A 17778-nucleotide genomic window follows, 5' to 3' on the forward strand; every position below is an offset into this window, starting at 1 on the left:
GCTGTGCCGCAGTGCTGTTGCTAACCAGCGTTGGCTAGGTGCACATTGGGTGAATTTTTGTAAGGAAATTTATTATGCGCATAGCACTATTACCCATTGCAGTTGCTTTTTGTTGCAGTAGCACTACTTTAAACGCCGCGACCCTGATCCATGCCGGCAAGCTTATTAACGTAGAGAGCGGTAAGGTATTAACCGAGCAAACCATTGTTATTGAAGGTGAAATTATTACCGCTCTAGAGGCGGGCTATCGTCAGCCAGCCAGTGGTGATCAGGTAATAAATCTGACGGCGCAGACAGTAATGCCAGGCCTGATGGATATGCATACCCATTTTTACACCCAGTTCAGCCCCACTGTATACAGTGAAGGACATCGGTTAAATGAGGCTGATTTTGCTCTGCGTGGTGCGGTGTTTGCAGAAAAGACCTTAATGGCTGGTTTTACCACAGTACGTGAACTGGGTGATAGTTATCATATTAGTGTTGCATTGCGCAAGGCGATAGCACAGGGCTACGTCAAGGGCCCGAGAATTTTTGCAGCAGGCAAATCAATTGCTACTACCGGCGGTCATGCCGACCCCACTAATGGGGTGGCTTACGCTCAGATGGGTGACCCGGGACCGAAGGATGGGGTGATTAATGGACCGGATGAGGCCCGAAAAGCAGTGCGACAGCGCTACAAAGAGGGCTCCGACCTGATAAAGCTTACCGGAACCGGTGGCGTACTGAGCGTAGCTAAAAGCGGTACTAACCCGCAGTTTACCGATGCCGAGTTTGCCGCTGTAGTGGATACCGCCCGGGATTATGACATGAAGGTTGCAGTGCATGCGCACGGCAAAGAGGGGATGGAGAGGGCGATAAAAGCGGGGGTAGATTCTATTGAACATGGCACCTTTATGGATAAAGAGACCTTCGCTCTGATGCGAAAGCACGGTACCTACTATGTCGCCACCATTAGCGCTGGCAAATGGGCCGCAGAAAAAGCAGCGATAAATGGATTTTTCCCGGAGTTGGTACGGCCAAAAGCCGCAAATATCGGCAAGCTGATCCAACAAACCTTTGGTGAAGCTTATAAAGCCGGCGTAAAAATTGCGTTTGGTACCGATGCCGGGGTGTTTCCTCATGGCGACAATTGGCGGGAGTTCATTTATATGACAGAAGCCGGTATGCCTGCCATGGTTGCTATTCAGTCGGCAACGATAGAGGGCGCTCGCCTGTTAGGCGTAGAAGCAGAATTGGGTAGCATCAAAGTCGGTAAAACAGCCGATATTATTGCGGTATCCGGAGATCCATTGCAGGATATCCGGGTCATGGGTGATGTCAGCTTCGTAATGAAAGCCGGTACCGTTTTTAAACCCATTAGCATTAATTAGCTAAAAAAGCCGGCGCAATATGGCCTGAAAGGTAGCGTTCAGGCCTGATAATCAGTGCGGGTTAAACAGGCTTGAAGCGCTGTAGTAATCTGCTGACATCTGCCTGAATTAGCGACTCCAGGTTTTTTTCAGCTTGTAGCCGTTGCTTGTCTTGTTCTGCCGTGGCTTGTTTGCTCTGTTGTTTCCGCACTTCATGTGTCGGCATTTCTTTTACTACCTGGTACATCTGATATATACCGGGATAGTCTTCAGTCAGCGGGCCTTGTTGCTGCTCTGGCAAGCGATTGAGCAACACCCATACCCGTAATGCACCTTCTGACAACTCACACTGGCCGGCATTGACTGCCTTGCAAATCGTATAAATACTTTGCTCAACATACAGCTGATTCTGTAATTGCTGTTGCTGCTCTCTTTGCGCCAACTGTGCTTGTTGTTTAGTTTGCTGTTGCAACAGCAACAATAGCTTGCCAGCATAAAACGCCAGACTTGCTATTATTACTACCGCCAGTACTACCAGTATGATCATCCAGACGTTTTGCATTAATCCTCATCACCTAATATTGACTTACGCCAATCAGTACGCTCAAACTGAGCTAATGGATCGTCATCGGTGTCAGGTGCGGCATTCTCAGAAAGACCAAGCTCCTCCAACAGTTGTTCCAGTCTGGCGGTCTTGGCGTTAAAGTATTTGGCTTCTTTACCGGTCAGGATTTCATTATTTTCAACCCGCTCCAGCAATTGCTGCAACTGCGCATCGTTTTCAATCAGCGTCAGCTCTTCTGCCGGGCTTAAACCTGGCGCTACCGCTTTACTTAACCGTGCTTTAGGCTGCAAATCGGCTTTAACCTGAGGCGCCATTACCGGCTCTACCACAAGCGCAATCGGTTTTTTGCTGCCGGTTCTGGGATCTTTAGGGCCACTGTGGCCAGCGAGTTGCTCTGCTTGCTGTTCGATAACCGAATTACGACTACCGGATTTTTTGCCCGCGCCTTTTTTCTTGGTTTCTTCTTTGGGTTGGCGAAGTTTGCGGGCTTCTGAAGCTGGCAAATGGCGCTGACCATTGTCGCCGGCATTACGGCTTTTCTTTTGACGCGTCATAACAGGATACCTGTAAAAAAGGGCGCATATTTTAACCAGATTTCTGCAAGATCACCACATCATTCGTGACAAAGTCTACAGTCATTTTTGCCTGCGCCGCCAGCCAGCAAAAAGTATCGTTATGGAAAAAGCTGACATGAGTTGGATCATTTTTATAGTGCCAGCGACTAAATGCATTCAGATCGGTATAGCGCTTGGTCATTATTGCCAGTATGCCTGAGGGTTTTAGCAATTGCTGCCAGGTTGCCCATTCAATAGCCGGATTAATGAAGTGCTCTATTGCTTCGGTGCAACTGATAAAATCGTATTGTTGCTGCAGGGCAGCCGGGTTGGCAGCAAAGTAAGGGTCCCACAACTGCATGCTATGGCCAGCCTCACTCAGTATCTTTGCCAGAAGTGGCCCGGGCCCACAACCAAAATCAAGACCTGATAAGCCGGTACGGTTAAGCCTGGCCAGCAATGGTTCACTTACTCTGCTCAGAAAGCGCCGGTAGCCGGCGTCATTGATATCATTATTATGTAACAGATACTGAGCATGTTCGGCTTGTGCACTTAGCAGGCTGCTGCGATCTGCATAAACTAATGCACAGCTATCGCAACGAAAGTACTGGCGTAGCTTATCCTGAACATAAAAACGGGTATGAGTTGTCAGACAAAGCGGACAATAGCTATTGGCAGGCATTGGTTGGGCTATTTCTCAAAAAATGCAATTTCGACAAAACAAAAGGGCGATAAGATAGCCTTATCGCCCCGTTTATACTTGTGTCTAGGTGGACACTTCTCTCAATTTCGCTAAATCATCCTGATGCGTTTACAACGACCCTGTTAATCAAAGTTCCCTATATTATTGCGTATCTTCCATGTATTAAATTTTATTCTTTACGACCATCCTGGTACTTTATTACTCATCCCTGGGCGTTTTCAAAACGCTGTGCACCTTCCTGATGCCAAATAGAGTGTACCGATATCGGCACTTACTTCCTTGCCGCTTGCGCATTTCCCTGTTGTTATTTGTTACTAAACGTAACTGTGTTTAATTTACTCTGATCTGAGCAGATGACAAGTCTCTGTCGAAAAAAAAAGCAATTTTAATAGCTTGATATACAGGTATGCCTTCAAAAACAATGGTTTAAATTTTTTGGGGGAAAGAAGAAAAGTTCAATATTTAGTTTAATATGGTCAATTTCGTACGGAATTGTGAGAGATATCTCACAAAAAAACAGCGCCGAACAAGGTTGAAACCCTGTCCGGCGTAACAGATTAGTGCAAACCGCCTAAATATTGTGACAAGACTTCAATATCTTCATCGGTCAGTTTTCTGGCAATATCACCCATCATGCCGTTCATATCATTGGCGCGGGTACCATTGTGAAATTCTTGCAAAGTCGCTTTCAGGTAAGAAGCGTGCTGACCTGATATTTTAGGAAAACCCGACAGGCTGGTGCCCACGCCGCGTGGACCATGGCAAGCGATACAGGCCGCGATACCACGCGCCTCGTCACCACCGCGATATAACTGCTGACCTTTCGCAATGACGTTTTCCGGGGTTGTACCGCTGCTCATGGTTTGAGAAGAAAAATAAGCTGCCAGATCTTTCATATCCTGGTCACTAAGCGATGCAACCATACCAAACATAATGGCATTGTTACGGCCTTCTTTGCCGGCAGTAGTCATACCCAGTTTATAATCAGTCAGCTGCTTATATAAGTACTCAGCATGCTGGCCGGCAATTTTAGGATAAATATCAACCATGCTGTTACCGTCAGTACCGTGACAAGCAACACAGGTTGTTGCTTTTGCTTTGCCTGCCTCAGCATCACCATCAAAAGCGTGTGCTGTACCGATTAAACCGATTAACAGCGTCAGTGGAAGTACGAGTTTTTTCATTTTATATCCGTCTCTGTCCGCATTAAACCGCCAGCAAACTGGCAACCAAGTGAGTTTATAAGAATTTATTACGCCATTTTACACGAAACTGCCCAAAGTAAAATCCCATCTGTGTTGCAAAAGCTTCTTCCGATCCGCCAGATCCGTTACAATAGCCCAAATTTAACCGCCGGAGCAGGCTGTGTACAAAGCAAAATTCAATTATCAACAAGCTAGTTTTTTAACCAGCGCCCCCGATATTAAGGCATTACCAACAGATAATGGTATTGAGGTCGCTTTTGCTGGTCGCTCTAATGCAGGAAAATCCAGTGCACTTAATACGCTTACCCGGCAAAATAGTTTAGCCAGAACCAGTAAAACACCTGGCCGTACCCAACTGATTAATACTTTTACCTTTGCGGAAAATAAAAGATTGATCGATTTGCCGGGTTACGGTTTTGCAAAAGTGCCACTAGCGGTCAAAGAAAAGTGGCAAAAGTCATTGTCGCAGTATCTGGAAAAGCGGCAGAGTTTGCAGGGTTTGGTCGTGCTGATGGATATTCGTCATCCACTCAAAGATTTAGATCAACAATTAGTACACTGGGCGGTGCAAAGCGATTTACCGGTTCTTATTTTACTGACTAAAGCCGATAAGCTGGGATCCGGTGCCCGTAAAAAAACCTTACTGGAGGTTCGCGAGGCGTCGTTGGCCTTTATGGGAGATGTTACTGTTCATATGTTTAGTTCACTGACCAAGCTGGGTATGGATGAATTCGAGCAGACGTTGGACAACTGGTTTAGCAGTGATAGGAATGAACATAGTACTGTTACCACAGGCTGAATAAAGCAGCGGTCATAAAAAAACCGACACCAGTGGGCGTCGGTTATAGCAATCGGGGAGAAGCTAATAATTCAAATCAACAGGGTGTCCTATCGCTAGGACTGCGGCATTATACAACAAATCCGCGCATTTTGAAGTATTTACTCTAAAATATATTGCTAAATTTCAGGTTTATCGTGGTTTTTTTACCGCTTACTGAATTTCAGATAAAAAAACGCCCCGCTGAAAACAGCGGGGCGGCTAAATAAGCCTACTTTCTATTGCTTACCGAACCTGGCTTTGCCAGTGGCGTAGCGCTGAAAGATAGAACATCTTACCTCTGTACCCTACCCGTCAAATTTTAACCACTCAGTCGACGATTGCAAGTTTTTTATGTAATAAAACTACAAAAAAATGATAAATAGCAGCATTTAACCAATTAATGTAATTTAGTTACCATATTTGCAGGCGGTTTGAGTACGGTCAGTGTGCTTGATCCCAGTTGTCACCACTGCCCGCTTCAGCCAGTAACGGCACCTTCAGACTGGCAGCGCTTTCCATTAATGCAACTAACTCGGTTTGCACCCGCTTTAAGTCACTATCAGGTACTTCAAACACCAGTTCGTCGTGTACCTGCATGATCATTTTCACCTCAGTGGTTTGCTGGCTGTCGAGCCAGCTATCTACTTTAATCATCGCCATTTTTATAATATCGGCAGCGGTACCCTGCATTGGTGCATTGATAGCGGCCCGTTCTGCACCCTTTTGCCGCCCCATATTCCGGGCGTTAATGTCGGGCAAATATAGACGTCGACCAAACAGGGTTTCGACATAGCCAAGTTCATGCGCTTGTTTGCGGGTATCTTCCATATAGCGCAGTACTCCGGGGAAGCGGTCAAAGTAACGATTTACATAGCTTTGGGCGTCGCTGCGGCTGATCCCCAGTTGTTTCGCCAGGCCAAACGCCGACATACCGTAAATTAAGCCAAAGTTAACCGCCTTGGCCTGACGACGTTGTTCACTGCTGACCTCATCCAGAGTGACACCGAATACTTCTGCAGCAGTTGCTTTATGAACATCTAAACCTTTTGCAAAGGCATCCAGTAAGGCTTTATCGCCTGACAGGTGCGCCATTATCCGTAATTCAATCTGTGAATAATCGATGGCCAGTATTTTTTTCCCTGTCGGTGCAATGAAAGCCTGGCGAATGCGGCGACCTTCTTCACTTCGAATGGGAATATTCTGCAGATTTGGCTCGGTAGAGCTTAGCCTTCCAGTGGCGGCGATGGCCTGATGATACGAGGTGTGCACCCGGCCAGTGGTCGGGTTTATCACTTTTGGCAGCTTATCGGTATACGTCGATTTAAGTTTACTTAAACCGCGGTGTTCAGTAATCAATTTAGGAAATTCATATTCAAGCGCCAGTTCTGCCAGCACATCTTCGGCAGTAGACGGGGTGCCGCCCGGGGTTTTTTTCAATACCGGTAAGCCCATCTGGTTAAATAAAATTTCCTGCAGTTGCTTGGGTGAGGCCATGTTAAAGGTCTGGCCTGCCTGTTCGTAAGCCTGCTTTGCCAGTTCATCAATGCGTTCAGCCAACTGCTGGCTTTGCTGAGCCAGCACAGTGCTGTCAATTAGCACGCCATTGCGCTCAATTTTACTTAATACCGTAAGTAACGGCACTTCAATGTCGGTCAGAATTTTTTTCAGACCGGGCTCGGCACTGAGTTGTGGCCACAGTTTCAAATGTAATTGCAGGGTAACGTCGGCATCTTCTGCAGCATAGGGCGCTGCCTGTTCCAGCGCAATCTGGTTAAAGGTAAGTTGTTTAGCACCTTTACCGGCAATGTCTTCAAAACTGATGTTATTATGCCCCAGATACTTTAGCGCCAGGCTATCCATATCATGCCGGCTGGCGACCGAATTAAACACATACGACTCCAGCATGGTATCAAAGCAGATGCCTTGCAGAGATATGTCATATCGTGCCAGCACGCTGCTGTCGTATTTAAGATTCTGGCCCACTTTTGCTCTGTTATTATCTTGCAGCCAGGGCTTCAATGCCGCTAACACCTCGTCTCGGTCCAGTTGCTCAGGCGCACCAACATAGTCATGCGCCAACGGTAAATACCAGGCCCGGCCTGGAGCGACCGCAAAAGACATCCCGACCAGTTCGGCCTGCATATAATCCAGACTGGTGGTTTCGGTATCAAAAGCGGTGAGTTCAGCTTTGTCTATTGTCTCCAGCAATGTTGCAAATTGCTGCTGATTGAGAATAGTTTGATACTGGCTGCGATCTAAGGTCGGTGGTACAGCCGCAGGTTCCAGCATTTCTGCTGCTGGCTTTGAGTCACCGGTTGAAGGTGTCTGCGTCGGGTTATCCTGCAGTATCTCCGAGAGCCAACGTTTAAATTCGCAAAGCTTATACAACTCAGCAAGTTGTTTACTATCTGCTGGTTCAATCGCCAGATCATCCAGCTGACAATTCAATGCCACATCAGTTTTTATCGTGGCCAACTGATACGATAATTCCAGCTGCTGTTTGTGCTCTGCCAGTTTCGCGGCCATCGTTTTGGCGCCACGAAAGTTAAGTTCAGCAACTTTATCCAGCTGCTGGTAAATTTTTTCAATCGATCCCAGCCCTTGCAACAGGGCTGCTGCCGTCTTTTCACCAACGCCAGGCAGGCCGGGAATGTTATCTACTTTGTCGCCCATTAATGCCAGATAATCGATTATTGCTTCGGGGCCTACGCCAAATTTGCTCACCACTGACTCCGGATCCAGCAGGGTATTGGTCATGGTATTAATTAGGGTAACGTGTGCATCCACCAGTTGCGCCATATCTTTATCGCCGGTAGAGATCAGGGTATGGCGGCCTGCTAAACTGGCTTGTCTAGCTAAGGTACCAATAACATCATCGGCTTCTACACCACTGATGCACAATAGTGGCAGGCCCATGGCCTGCACGATTTGATGTATCGGTTCAATCTGGCTACGCAAGTCGTCTGGCATTGGCGGGCGGTTAGCTTTGTATTCACTGTACATCTCGTTGCGAAAAGTTGGACCTTTAGCATCAAAAATCACTGCCATATGGCTGGGGTTATATTGACGTAACAAGCTTTTCAGCATGTTGACCACGCCATAAATAGCACCCGTAGCGTCTCCGCGGGAATTGGTTAAATGTGGCGGAGAATGATAGGCGCGAAAGAGGTAAGAAGAACCATCAACTAAAATCAACGGATTCTTTGGAATATAGACCATGGTTAAGCTGTCCTCTGGAAATTTTTTATAGCATGCCACAGCCAACGGGTGACAGCCAGAATTGCCGCAATAAGCAAAGTTGAATTTTAACGGATAAGCTGTGGATAACTTTGTGCAAAACTAATAGAAATGCACCACGCATTTAAAAAAATGATGGGTAAGAATGGTGTTTAACTGCTTGATTTATATAGTAACTGAGGGGGAAATCGCGAACGCCCTTGTTATTATTATTTTTACATCCACTTTGTGGAAAAACTTTCTACGAGGTCTGAGGGAGCTTGGCAACTTAATCATTCCCTGACTGAGTAGGTCGAATAGACTACCACAAACCAGGCCGAAGCATAGTAGTTGTTTTAAATAATTTCGCTATTAAAGGTTAGCTGTTAAAGAAGCTAAAAGCATAAAGCAAGTGTGGCAAGGCTTAGCGGGGTTCGACAATGGAAAAACCTTTGTTGATCCCGCGAGATTATTTTACCGTAATCTACCTTGACCCGAATCGATTAATTAATCAGCAGTCCGGATCGGCATTGCAGTCTTTTAATTGCATTAGCTTGCAGGCTATAATGCCAGCAATATGAAACTGCTTTGAGCTATGGGAAATATTTAATGAAGAAACTAACTTTTGCGCTGGCCACAATGCTGCTGGCGGTTGGTGCGACCGCCAGCACTGACAACAACGAAGAATTAGCCAAGCGCATTGCGCCGGTGGGTCAGGTGTATATAGCGGGTCAGCAAGCCGAGGTGGCGGCCGCTGCTAGTGGCCCGCGTTCTGGCGAGCAAGTATATAATGGTGCCTGTATTGCGTGTCATGGTACGGGAGCGTTAGATGCACCTAAGCCAGGTAGCGACAGCTGGAAACCACGAATTGCTCAGGGTTTTGATGTGATGTTAAAACACTCTCTGGAAGGTTTTAACAACATGCCGGCGATGGGCACTTGTGCCACCTGCAGTGAAGATGAAATTGCCGCTGCTATCCGGTTTATGACCGACGGCGTGTAATATAGTTAACGTTTTAAGCTGACAAAGCCGTGCCAAGCACGGCTTTGTTTTTAAAAAAGGCACGGTTTAGTACATGTTTAACCGTTGACTGCTTCCATGTGGTGAAACTTTGTGCATAATAAGAGTTATTGTCAATCCAGTAGAAGCAGAGCAGAAATACGTTGAAGCTAAACGGATCACAACTCCAACTGATAAAAGCCAAAGCCCGTCGGTTAACTACCCTGATCAGCCGCTATAAGCAGGCTTATATTATTCAGGGAGCACTATTAAAGCTGTCTGAACTGGCAAGTACCATCAGTGATATGCGGGAGTTTTATCCGGCTATCCATAAAATGGTTTCAGAGCTGCTACATGCTGAAAATTTTTATGTTGTGCTTTACGATACAAGTAACGAGCAATACCAGCTTCAATATTTTTCTGACGAAAAAGACCAGCAATATATCAAGCAAGTGCCATCAACGGCTTTTTCCAGCGGCCTGACCGGCTATGTAACCAAAACAGGCAAGCCCTTATTGTGTGACAAAGATGAATTTGATGCCATGGTCGCTAACGGCGATATTCGGGCGCAGGGTTCTGAGTGTACTCACTGGATGGGCATACCGTTGTGGCGGGATGAACAGCTAATCGGTGTCATGGCAATTCAAACCTATGATAGTGATTACCGTTATGGCGATGAAGAGCTGGCGATGTTCCTCAGCATTGGCGGCCATACCGTTACTGCGCTGGATCGGGTGAAAAGCCGTGAATTACTGGAGTTGACTGTACAGGAACGAACGCAGCAATTGCAGCTTATCAATAAGTCGTTACAGAAAGAAATTAAAGAGCGCACCAACGCCGAACGATTGCAGGCTGCCTTGTATGAAATTTCTGAACTGACGGCTAGCAGTCGTGATATGCAAAGCTTTTATAAAGCCATGCATAAAGTACTGTCTGGATTAATGTCGGCAGATAACTGTTATATCGCATTACTTAATAGCGATCAGACTAAACTGACGTTTCCGTTTTATCTTGATCAGTATTCACCACCAGCGCGGGAACGGCCGATTAGCCGCGGTTTCACTGAATATGTTATCCGGTGTGCTGAAGCGCGTTTAATTAACACCGATGCTGCTGAACAGTTAGCAGCAGAAGGTGAGATCCGCCGGGGTATGGCAAACCCTATGCAGCGTGCGAGACTCTCTTCATGCTGGCTAGGCGCACCCTTGCTGATAGACCAACGGGTTATCGGGGTTATTGCGGTGCAATCGTATGACAATGCCTACGATTACACAGAGCAGGAGCTGAGTGTGTTGCGCTTTGTCTCGCAGCATATCGGTGTTGCTATTCAGCGCAAACTGGCAGCAGAAAAACAAAGGCAGCATCAGGAAGAGCTTGAACGTAAAGTTTTTGAAAGCACCCGCGAGCTGCGTCAGACCAATTTATTTCTGCGGTTACAGGTAGAGGAACGGAAAAAAGCAGAGCAAAAGTTGTTTTACGAAGCCAATCACGACCTGTTGACCAGCCTGGCGAACCGTCAGATGTTTTTGGAACAGTTAAAGCGCCAGTTTGCGCTTTACAAACGGCAACCGGAAGTAGGAATGGCACTGCTTTTTCTTGATCTGGACCGTTTTAAACTTATTAATGACACGCTGGGGCACCATATTGGTGACGCCTTTCTGATAGAAACCAGTAAACGAATTTTAAGTGCGGTACGGGAGCACGATTTGGCGGCCCGGCTTGGCGGTGATGAATTTGTCGTCTTGTTACAGAACTTGCAGGGCGAGCATGACGCTGAGGATGTAGCACAGCGGATTATTGAAAAAGTACGCGAGCCTTATTATCTGGAAGGTCAGCAGGTAAATTCCGGGGTCAGTATTGGTATTGCGTTAATGCAAGCCGAGTACAGTAACGGCGAGCAGTTGTTACGAGATGCAGATGCCGCGATGTACCACGCCAAGGCACTGGGCCGTGGCCGTTATGCGATATTTCAGGACAAGATGCGCGATCAGATGCTGCGTGCACTCGGCGCCGACTAAATTATCGCCTGATGTGCCTGCCGATTATTGCCGCACTAAAATAGTGAAAATTACTCTTTTTTCAACATCTGGCGCAGTCGCTCCAAATGGGCCTGGCCGGTCTGTTGCCGTTGCTGTTCGGTTTTGACTGGCGCAGTCTGCTGCCACTCCAGATCGTCCTGCGGTAATTCGTGCAAAAAGCGGCTCGGTTCAGGTCGTATTACTTCACCGTACTGGCGACGTTCTTTGGCATAGGTGAAAATTAATTCGCGCTGTGCCCGGGTGACGCCTACGTAAGCCAGCCGTCTCTCTTCTTCCACGTTCTCTTCATCAATACTGCTCTGATGCGGCAACAAACCTTCTTCCATGCCCACCATAAACACATAAGGAAACTCCAGGCCCTTAGAAGCATGCAGGGTTAGCAACTGCACCTGATCGGCATTATCTTCCTGTTGCTGGCGCTCCATCATATCGCGCAGGGTAAGCCGGGTAACGACTTCCGGCAGAGTCATGGCTTCGTGTTCGTCATCGCCTTCCAGCATGGTGCTGATCCAGCGATACAGCTCATTTACGTTTTTCAGCGCCATCTCTGCCGCCTTAGGGCTGTTGCTGGTTTCAAACAACCAGGCTTCATAATGGCTTTGCCGGATTAAATCACGCACCGCTTCTGCCGGATCAGCACGTTTAGCGTTATCGGCTACCTGGTTAATCCAGTTAGCAAACTGCTGCACGGCTTGCTGAGCCCGAGCCGACAAGTGCATGGATAGTTCCATATCGCAGCAGGCGGCGAATAAGCTGATATGTTTTTCATTGGCCAGATTGCCCACTTGCTGCAGCGTCGCTGCGCCAATTTCACGCCGTGGCACATTGATAATTCGAAGCAGGGCATTGTCGTCATCCTGGTTGACCAATAGCCGCAGGTAGGCCATGACATCTTTAATTTCGCTGCGGGCAAAAAACGAGGTGCCACCGGAAATTTTATACGGAATGCGGTTGGTCATCAGCGCCTTTTCAAACACCCGGGCCTGATGGTTACCCCGGTATAACAGGGCATAATCACGATACTCGCTGCGATTAATAAAGCGGTGAGAAATAATTTCGGCTACCACTTTCTCTGCTTCATCTTCCTCATGCTTGCAGGGCAGTACCCTTAATGGCACGCCGTAACTATTCTGGCTAAACAGCTTTTTTTCAAATTCATGCGGGTTATTGGCAATCAGAATATTGGCCGCTTTTAAAATCCGCTCGGCCGAGCGGTAATTCTGCTCCAGCTTAATCACATTTAAATTCGGAAAATCTGTTTTAAGTAGCACCAGATTCTGCGGCCGGGCACCGCGCCAGGAGTAGATAGACTGGTCATCGTCGCCCACCACGGTAAAGCGCTGGCGCTCACCTACCAGTGCTTTAACCAGTTCATACTGGCTGGTATTGGTATCCTGATATTCATCGACCAGCAAATACTGAATTTTCTGCTGCCACTTTTGTCGTACTTCCATATTGTGCTGAAACAACAAGGTTGGGATCAGAATTAAATCATCAAAATCCAGCGCGTTATAGGCTTTAAGCTGGTTGCTGTACTGCTGGTAATAGTTGGCAAAATTAATGCTTTGCGCATCGCTGGCGTGTTTTATCGCCAGAGCCGGCAGGGTTAAGTCATTTTTCCAGCCGGAAATTTTACTTTGCAGCGCTTTTAATAAGTCTTTGTCACCCTGAAACTCATTGGCCGTCAGCTCTTTTAACAACGCCATGCTGTCCTGATCATCAAACAGGCTGAAGCTGGGTTTATAACCAATATGGCGGTATTCCTTTTTGATGATCTCCAAACCCAGGGTATGAAAGGTAGAAATGGTCAGGCCGCGGGTGGCGGTTTTCGGTAGCTGCGCCTGAATACGCTCACGCATTTCCCGGGCGGCTTTATTGGTAAAGGTCACCGCGGCAATATGCCGGGCAGGTAACTGACATTGCTCAATTAAGTAAGCGATTTTATTAATAATAACCCGGGTTTTACCGCTGCCTGCGCCGGCAAGTACCAGGCAGGGGCCAGCAATAAATTTGACTGCGGCATTTTGTTGCGAATTTAACTGCATAACCTATACCTTGACCCGGGGCCGGCATTGTAACCAAAATATGCGGCAAATAGCATTCGCGTTCTGGATTTATCTCCGTAGAATAGGCTAAAACCCCAGCGAAACCGAATAAATGGAGTCAGTTATGTTAGATCCAAAGAAAATTGAAGATATTGCTAAGCAAATTGGCAATGCGCTGCCACCACAAATAAAGCAGTTTGCTGATGATACTGAGGCCAAAGTTAAGCAGGTATTGCAGCAAAAGCTGGCCAATCTGGACTTTGTCAGTCGGGAAGAGTTTGACGTGCAACGCCAGGTATTACTGCGTACCCGGGAAAAAGTTGAACAGCTGGAGCTGCAGGTTTCGGCCTTACTGGCCCAGAACGTAACTGCCGACCCGCAAACAGATTTACCCACGGCGGATCAGCAGTAAAAACTGCTGTACAGGGCGATAGCGGCTGACGCTCTCGCCCGACTTTCTTCGATTGTGCGTGACTGGGTATTATGGCAAATCAAACAACAGTGCTTCGCTAGGTTTAGCCGCGTGCAGTAGCAACACGCTTTCAGCACTGATCACTAGTCCATCACCCGGTTGCATAATCTGGTCACCCACCGTTAGCTCGCCACTGATCAGCTGCAAATAGCCATTACGGCCGGCAATCTGGTAGCTAAGCTGCTCGTTAATACTCAAGCTTAGCCGTAGCAGTTGGGCTTGCTGTTTTAGTACTAAACTGCCGTCACGGCCATCGGCTGAAGCAATCAGGGTTAAGCCAGCCTTTTCGGCAAAATGCTTTTGCTGATAACCAGGCGCACCGCCTTGCTGGTCTGGCATTATCCAGATTTGCAAAAAACGCAGATCTTCACTCTGGCTGGCGTTATATTCCGAGTGATACACACCGCTACCGGCACTCATTAACTGAAATTCACCGGCCGGCAGTACTTTTTCGTTACCGGCGGAGTCTTTATGAACAATGGCCCCTTGCAGCACCAGGGTAATAATCTCCATATCGCGGTGGCCGTGGGTATCAAAACCTGCACCGGGGGCTACCCAGTCATCGTTAATGACGCGCAGCGCTGAAAATCCCATATGCGCCGGGTCGTAATAGCTGCCAAAGGAAAAACTATGGTGGCTTTTCAGCCAGCCAAAACTCGCTTTGCCACGTTCTTCAGCTTTGCGTAGGGTAATCATTCGCTGCTCCTTTTTGCCAAATAATTTGGATGCTGATTATTAAACCATTTAGATACGTAATTAAGAGAAAGGCATGGTGGCTGGCATACTGACTTCACCGGCTTCAAGGATCACATCCCTGTGCCCCTTCAGCCTGCGCAGTATCCTTGCTGCTGTTACGTCAGCATACCAGCCACCATGCAGTCAGGTTCAGCGGCTAAGTTTGCCAGATAGCAGATTATCGATTGAAAACTTGCCTGCGCCACTAAACAATAGCGAGACACTGGCTGCTAATAGTGCCAGCCCAAATTCGTAACCATTATTGGCCATAAACAAGCCATTCTGGAAATGTACGGCAAATATCGCAACCAGCATGGCTACCGACAAGGCTGCTGCGGCCGGCCGGGTTAACAGGCCAATCACCAGAGCAAGACCACCGAAAAACTCAGCTGCGCCGGCTAACAAGGCCATTAGCATGCCCGGGCTTAAACCAATGCTGTCCATCCAGCCGGCGGTGCCTTCTAGACCATAGCCGCCAAACCAGCCAAATAATTTCTGGGCACCGTGCGCGGCAAAAATAATACCTACCGGAATACGTAGTGCCAGGGCTGACCAGCCAGCGTCTGTTGCAGTCAGTTTTTTAATCAATGTTTTCATAAATCACCTGTCAAAATATTTATTGGTTGAGTAAGGTTTGGTTATTCACTCGACCGCAAACAACCTGTCGATGAGTTAAAGATATCGCTATACTGAGCTTAGAAAAAGCGGAGCTTTTCGTATTATTAGTTCAAATATTTTGAATTAATGTTGCTGGGATTGGTGCTGGCGGCCTATCCTGCCACCATTGGCTTAATGCAGGCAGATTTTACTATGCAGCAACTGATTAATTTAGATGCACTAAGGGCACTGGACGCTATTGAGCGCAAAGGCAGTTTTGCGGCGGCGGCCGACGCGTTGCATAAGGTGCCCTCTGCGCTTAGTTACACTATGTCTCAGCTGGAGCAAAATCTGGGGGTAAGCTTATTTGATCGCAGTAAACAAAAAGCCCGCTTAACCCCTGCCGGCCAGTTATTGCTGCAGCAGGGCCGCGAGTTGCTCAAAGCGGCCGATCAATTGCAAAAAGCGGTGCAGCAATTGGACAGTGGCTGGGAGGCTGAGCTTACGCTTGCGCTGGACAGCGTAGTGCCGGCCGAGCCGGTTTTTGCGTTAATCAGCCAGTTTTTGCAGCTGGGTAAGTTAACCCGCTTGGCACTGCGCCAGGAGGTGATGGCGGGTGGCTGGGAAGCACTACACACCGGCCGGGCCGATATTGCTATAGGCGTGCCGGCTACCCAGCATAGTGGGGCTTACCATTTGCAGCTGCTGGGTGAAGTGGAGTTTGTGTTTGCTGTAGCGCCGCACCACCCGCTGGCTGAACGTGACAAAGTGATTACGCTGGCTGACGTGCAGCAGGAAACCGCCATTATTGTTGCCGACTCGGCCATCGACAGCCAAAAGCTGTCCAGTGGCCTGTTCGATACCCGGCAAAAAGTAGTGGTGGCTAATCTGGCACAAAAAATTAGTGCTCAGCAGCAAGGCTTAGGGGTCGGTTTTTTACCCCGCCACCTGGTGCAACAGCAGTTAGCACGAGGTGAGTTGATTGCTAAACAGCACAGTATTCCGCGCGACAGTGCTAAGTTATACCTGGCCTGGCATAAACAACAGCAAGGCAATGCACTTAGCTGGTTTTGCCAGCAGTTATGCAACTATCCGTGGCAGCAGGTTTTTAGTCCAAGTTAATTATTGCTCGGTCGTTTTGGCTGTGTCGAATCGTCCGTAGCGTTCCCGGTTTCAGTGATATCTGTCATGGTCGGTTCAGTACGGGGCGCACTGTCTGTCGCTGCTGGAAAAGTCGGTTTATGATCTTCGACCCACTCGTCATCCTGGCGCGGGTCCAGTTGGGCAAGGGATGCACCAGAGGCTGCCGGTACCGCCACATAGACACTTAAATTCTCGTTGGCAATGCGCTCAGCGGTTAAGGCGTAACCACCCAAAATCAGCGCAGCGACGGCTAACACCGTGAAAAATAAACCGCCGGATAAACCTAACACCGCACCCAGCAACAACGGTGCTAAAAAAGAGCCTATGCCATAGGCAAACAATAAGCTGCGACTTACTTCAACCAGATCTTTACCATGGTCTAAACGGTCATTGGCCCGGGCCACGCTCAGCGGATAAATACTGAACAGGCTGGTGCCAAGTAAAAAACCCAGCAGGTAAAATAACCAGGTTTGGGTTGCCAGCAGCGCCAGCAACAGACAAATTACAGCACTGAATAAGCCTGCCCACGCCAGTAATTTGCGCCTGCCATAGCGATCAGACAAGGTGCCGACAGGCCACTGCGCCAACAAACCACCTAATATTGAAATGGCCATAAAGGACGCCACTACCGACTGCTGTCCGTAAGTATTCAGCACAAACACCGGCACCATGGTGTAAAAGCCCCCAACAAAAAAACCGCCAATAACACTGCCTACCAGCGCTAATGGCGCAATATGTAATACCCTGGGTAAGCTGTAGCGCTCAAACGGTTTTAATACGGGTTGGCTGATACGGGTAATCGCGACTAAAAACAGTGACGCCAGCACCAGTACTGAGCCCAGCACAAATACTACATGTGATGCCACATCCAAACCTAAAATCAGCTGGCCCACTGCCGTGGCCATAAAAAACACCACTGTATACACCGCCAGCACGCGGCCGCGGTCTGCCGAGCTGCTCTTTTCGTTCAGCCAGCTTTCCAGCACAATTAATAAGGCATAAAACGCAAAGCCGGACAGCAGCCTGAGGCCAGCCCAAAGCCAGGGATCATAATGTAAGGTATGGCCTAAAAAGGCCATGACCATCAGTGCAGAAAATGCAGAGAAACTGCGGGCATGCCCTACCGTTACAATCAATTTCTGACTAAAAACGGCTGCCAGCAGGGCCCCCAGAAAAAACGCCGAGTTAATAACACCGATGGCCATTTCTGACAGACCGGCCTGTTTTAAATACAGACCGATATAGGTCATCAGCATGCCATAGCCGGTCGCCAGAAAGGCAATGGAAATAAATAACGACGAAATGGGTAACAACGCTTGCTTTAAAAACACAGCTT

The 17778-nt window shown here is 48.0% G+C and carries 15 protein-coding genes; 6 read left to right on the forward strand and 9 right to left on the reverse strand.

Going from position 1 to position 17778, the window contains the following annotated elements:
• Nucleotides 1-74 precede the first annotated feature (74 nt).
• Nucleotides 75-1370, forward strand: a complete 1296-nt coding sequence (locus B2X65_RS09000) for a metal-dependent hydrolase family protein (protein WP_290612085.1) — start codon at nucleotides 75-77, stop codon at nucleotides 1368-1370.
• A 61-nt stretch (nucleotides 1371-1431) separates the two neighbouring features.
• Here the strand turns inward: B2X65_RS09000 and B2X65_RS09005 are convergent, their stop codons facing one another.
• The 4 genes from B2X65_RS09005 to B2X65_RS09020 all read right to left on the reverse strand — a co-directional run bounded on the left by B2X65_RS09005 (nucleotide 1432) and on the right by B2X65_RS09020 (nucleotide 4355).
• Nucleotides 1432-1911 carry a DUF2489 domain-containing protein gene (locus B2X65_RS09005; RefSeq protein WP_290612087.1) on the reverse strand — a complete coding sequence of 160 codons (480 nt, stop codon included), beginning with the start codon at nucleotides 1909-1911 and terminating at the stop codon, nucleotides 1432-1434.
• On the reverse strand, nucleotides 1911-2468 hold the full coding sequence (gene yihI / locus B2X65_RS09010) for a Der GTPase-activating protein YihI (protein WP_290612088.1): 558 nt from the start codon (nucleotides 2466-2468) through the stop codon (nucleotides 1911-1913). Before yihI ends, B2X65_RS09005 begins: the two co-directional genes overlap by 1 nt.
• A gap of 31 nt (nucleotides 2469-2499) precedes the next feature.
• Nucleotides 2500-3150 (reverse strand): class I SAM-dependent methyltransferase, encoded by a 651-nt coding sequence (locus B2X65_RS09015; RefSeq protein ID WP_290612089.1) that lies wholly within the window; start codon nucleotides 3148-3150, stop codon nucleotides 2500-2502.
• A gap of 578 nt (nucleotides 3151-3728) precedes the next feature.
• Nucleotides 3729-4355, reverse strand: a complete 627-nt coding sequence (locus tag B2X65_RS09020; RefSeq protein WP_290612090.1) for a c-type cytochrome — start codon at nucleotides 4353-4355, stop codon at nucleotides 3729-3731.
• 181 nt (nucleotides 4356-4536) lie between these two features.
• Between B2X65_RS09020 and yihA the strand changes: the two genes are divergently transcribed.
• Nucleotides 4537-5175: a ribosome biogenesis GTP-binding protein YihA/YsxC gene (yihA, locus tag B2X65_RS09025; protein ID WP_290612092.1), complete on the forward strand. Its 639-nt coding sequence runs from the start codon at nucleotides 4537-4539 to the stop codon at nucleotides 5173-5175.
• Nucleotides 5176-5637: 462 nt separating this feature from the next.
• On the opposite strand, the gene polA is transcribed toward yihA, so the two are convergent.
• Nucleotides 5638-8415: a DNA polymerase I gene (gene polA / locus B2X65_RS09030; protein WP_290612093.1), complete on the reverse strand. Its 2778-nt coding sequence runs from the start codon at nucleotides 8413-8415 to the stop codon at nucleotides 5638-5640.
• A gap of 606 nt (nucleotides 8416-9021) precedes the next feature.
• Here polA and B2X65_RS09035 point away from each other — a divergent pair.
• Together B2X65_RS09035 and B2X65_RS09040 are read left to right on the forward strand one after the other, a co-directional pair.
• Nucleotides 9022-9414: a c-type cytochrome gene (locus tag B2X65_RS09035; protein ID WP_290612094.1), complete on the forward strand. Its 393-nt coding sequence runs from the start codon at nucleotides 9022-9024 to the stop codon at nucleotides 9412-9414.
• A gap of 161 nt (nucleotides 9415-9575) precedes the next feature.
• Nucleotides 9576-11429, forward strand: a complete 1854-nt coding sequence (locus B2X65_RS09040; RefSeq protein ID WP_290612096.1) for a sensor domain-containing diguanylate cyclase — start codon at nucleotides 9576-9578, stop codon at nucleotides 11427-11429.
• Between the two features lie 50 nt (nucleotides 11430-11479).
• On the opposite strand, the gene rep is transcribed toward B2X65_RS09040, so the two are convergent.
• Nucleotides 11480-13495 (reverse strand): DNA helicase Rep, encoded by a 2016-nt coding sequence (gene rep, locus B2X65_RS09045; protein WP_290612097.1) that lies wholly within the window; start codon nucleotides 13493-13495, stop codon nucleotides 11480-11482.
• A 124-nt stretch (nucleotides 13496-13619) separates the two neighbouring features.
• Here rep and ubiK point away from each other — a divergent pair, with 124 nt between their 5' ends.
• Complete coding sequence (ubiK, locus tag B2X65_RS09050; RefSeq protein ID WP_290612098.1) at nucleotides 13620-13907, forward strand: ubiquinone biosynthesis accessory factor UbiK; 288 nt, start codon at nucleotides 13620-13622, stop codon at nucleotides 13905-13907.
• Nucleotides 13908-13976: 69 nt separating this feature from the next.
• Here the strand turns inward: ubiK and B2X65_RS09055 are convergent, their stop codons facing one another.
• Both B2X65_RS09055 and B2X65_RS09060 read right to left on the reverse strand, forming a co-directional pair.
• Complete coding sequence (locus tag B2X65_RS09055) at nucleotides 13977-14663, reverse strand: pirin family protein (RefSeq protein WP_290612099.1); 687 nt, start codon at nucleotides 14661-14663, stop codon at nucleotides 13977-13979.
• Nucleotides 14664-14852: 189 nt separating this feature from the next.
• The gene (locus B2X65_RS09060; RefSeq protein WP_290612100.1) at nucleotides 14853-15299 is read right to left on the reverse strand and encodes a DoxX family protein; all 447 of its coding nucleotides are present in this window, start codon (nucleotides 15297-15299) and stop codon (nucleotides 14853-14855) included.
• 147 nt (nucleotides 15300-15446) lie between these two features.
• Between B2X65_RS09060 and B2X65_RS09065 the strand changes: the two genes are divergently transcribed.
• Nucleotides 15447-16421 carry a LysR family transcriptional regulator gene (locus tag B2X65_RS09065; protein ID WP_290612102.1) on the forward strand — a complete coding sequence of 325 codons (975 nt, stop codon included), beginning with the start codon at nucleotides 15447-15449 and terminating at the stop codon, nucleotides 16419-16421.
• On the opposite strand, the gene B2X65_RS09070 is transcribed toward B2X65_RS09065, so the two are convergent.
• Complete coding sequence (locus B2X65_RS09070; RefSeq protein ID WP_290612103.1) at nucleotides 16418-17773, reverse strand: MFS transporter; 1356 nt, start codon at nucleotides 17771-17773, stop codon at nucleotides 16418-16420. The genes B2X65_RS09065 and B2X65_RS09070 overlap by 4 nt on opposite strands.
• Nucleotides 17774-17778: the final 5 nt, after the last annotated feature.

It is taken from the genome of Arsukibacterium sp. UBA3155, from assembly GCA_002364615.1.
Taxonomy (GTDB): domain Bacteria; phylum Pseudomonadota; class Gammaproteobacteria; order Enterobacterales; family Alteromonadaceae; genus Alishewanella.

What these genes read in the sequence shown, in the direction of transcription:
- B2X65_RS09000 (WP_290612085.1), top strand. Translation starts at nt 75, where the DNA reads ATGCGCATAGCACTATTACCCATTGCAGTTGCTTTTTGTTGCAGTAGC.
- B2X65_RS09005 (WP_290612087.1), bottom strand. Translation starts at nt 1,911, where the DNA reads ATGCAAAACGTCTGGATGATCATACTGGTAGTACTGGCGGTAGTAATA.
- yihI (WP_290612088.1), bottom strand. Translation starts at nt 2,468, where the DNA reads ATGACGCGTCAAAAGAAAAGCCGTAATGCCGGCGACAATGGTCAGCGC.
- B2X65_RS09015 (WP_290612089.1), bottom strand. Translation starts at nt 3,150, where the DNA reads ATGCCTGCCAATAGCTATTGTCCGCTTTGTCTGACAACTCATACCCGT.
- B2X65_RS09020 (WP_290612090.1), bottom strand. Translation starts at nt 4,355, where the DNA reads ATGAAAAAACTCGTACTTCCACTGACGCTGTTAATCGGTTTAATCGGT.
- polA (WP_290612093.1), bottom strand. Translation starts at nt 8,415, where the DNA reads ATGGTCTATATTCCAAAGAATCCGTTGATTTTAGTTGATGGTTCTTCT.
- B2X65_RS09035 (WP_290612094.1), top strand. Translation starts at nt 9,022, where the DNA reads ATGAAGAAACTAACTTTTGCGCTGGCCACAATGCTGCTGGCGGTTGGT.
- rep (WP_290612097.1), bottom strand. Translation starts at nt 13,495, where the DNA reads ATGCAGTTAAATTCGCAACAAAATGCCGCAGTCAAATTTATTGCTGGC.
- ubiK (WP_290612098.1), top strand. Translation starts at nt 13,620, where the DNA reads ATGTTAGATCCAAAGAAAATTGAAGATATTGCTAAGCAAATTGGCAAT.
- B2X65_RS09055 (WP_290612099.1), bottom strand. Translation starts at nt 14,663, where the DNA reads ATGATTACCCTACGCAAAGCTGAAGAACGTGGCAAAGCGAGTTTTGGC.
- B2X65_RS09060 (WP_290612100.1), bottom strand. Translation starts at nt 15,299, where the DNA reads ATGAAAACATTGATTAAAAAACTGACTGCAACAGACGCTGGCTGGTCA.
- B2X65_RS09065 (WP_290612102.1), top strand. Translation starts at nt 15,447, where the DNA reads ATGTTGCTGGGATTGGTGCTGGCGGCCTATCCTGCCACCATTGGCTTA.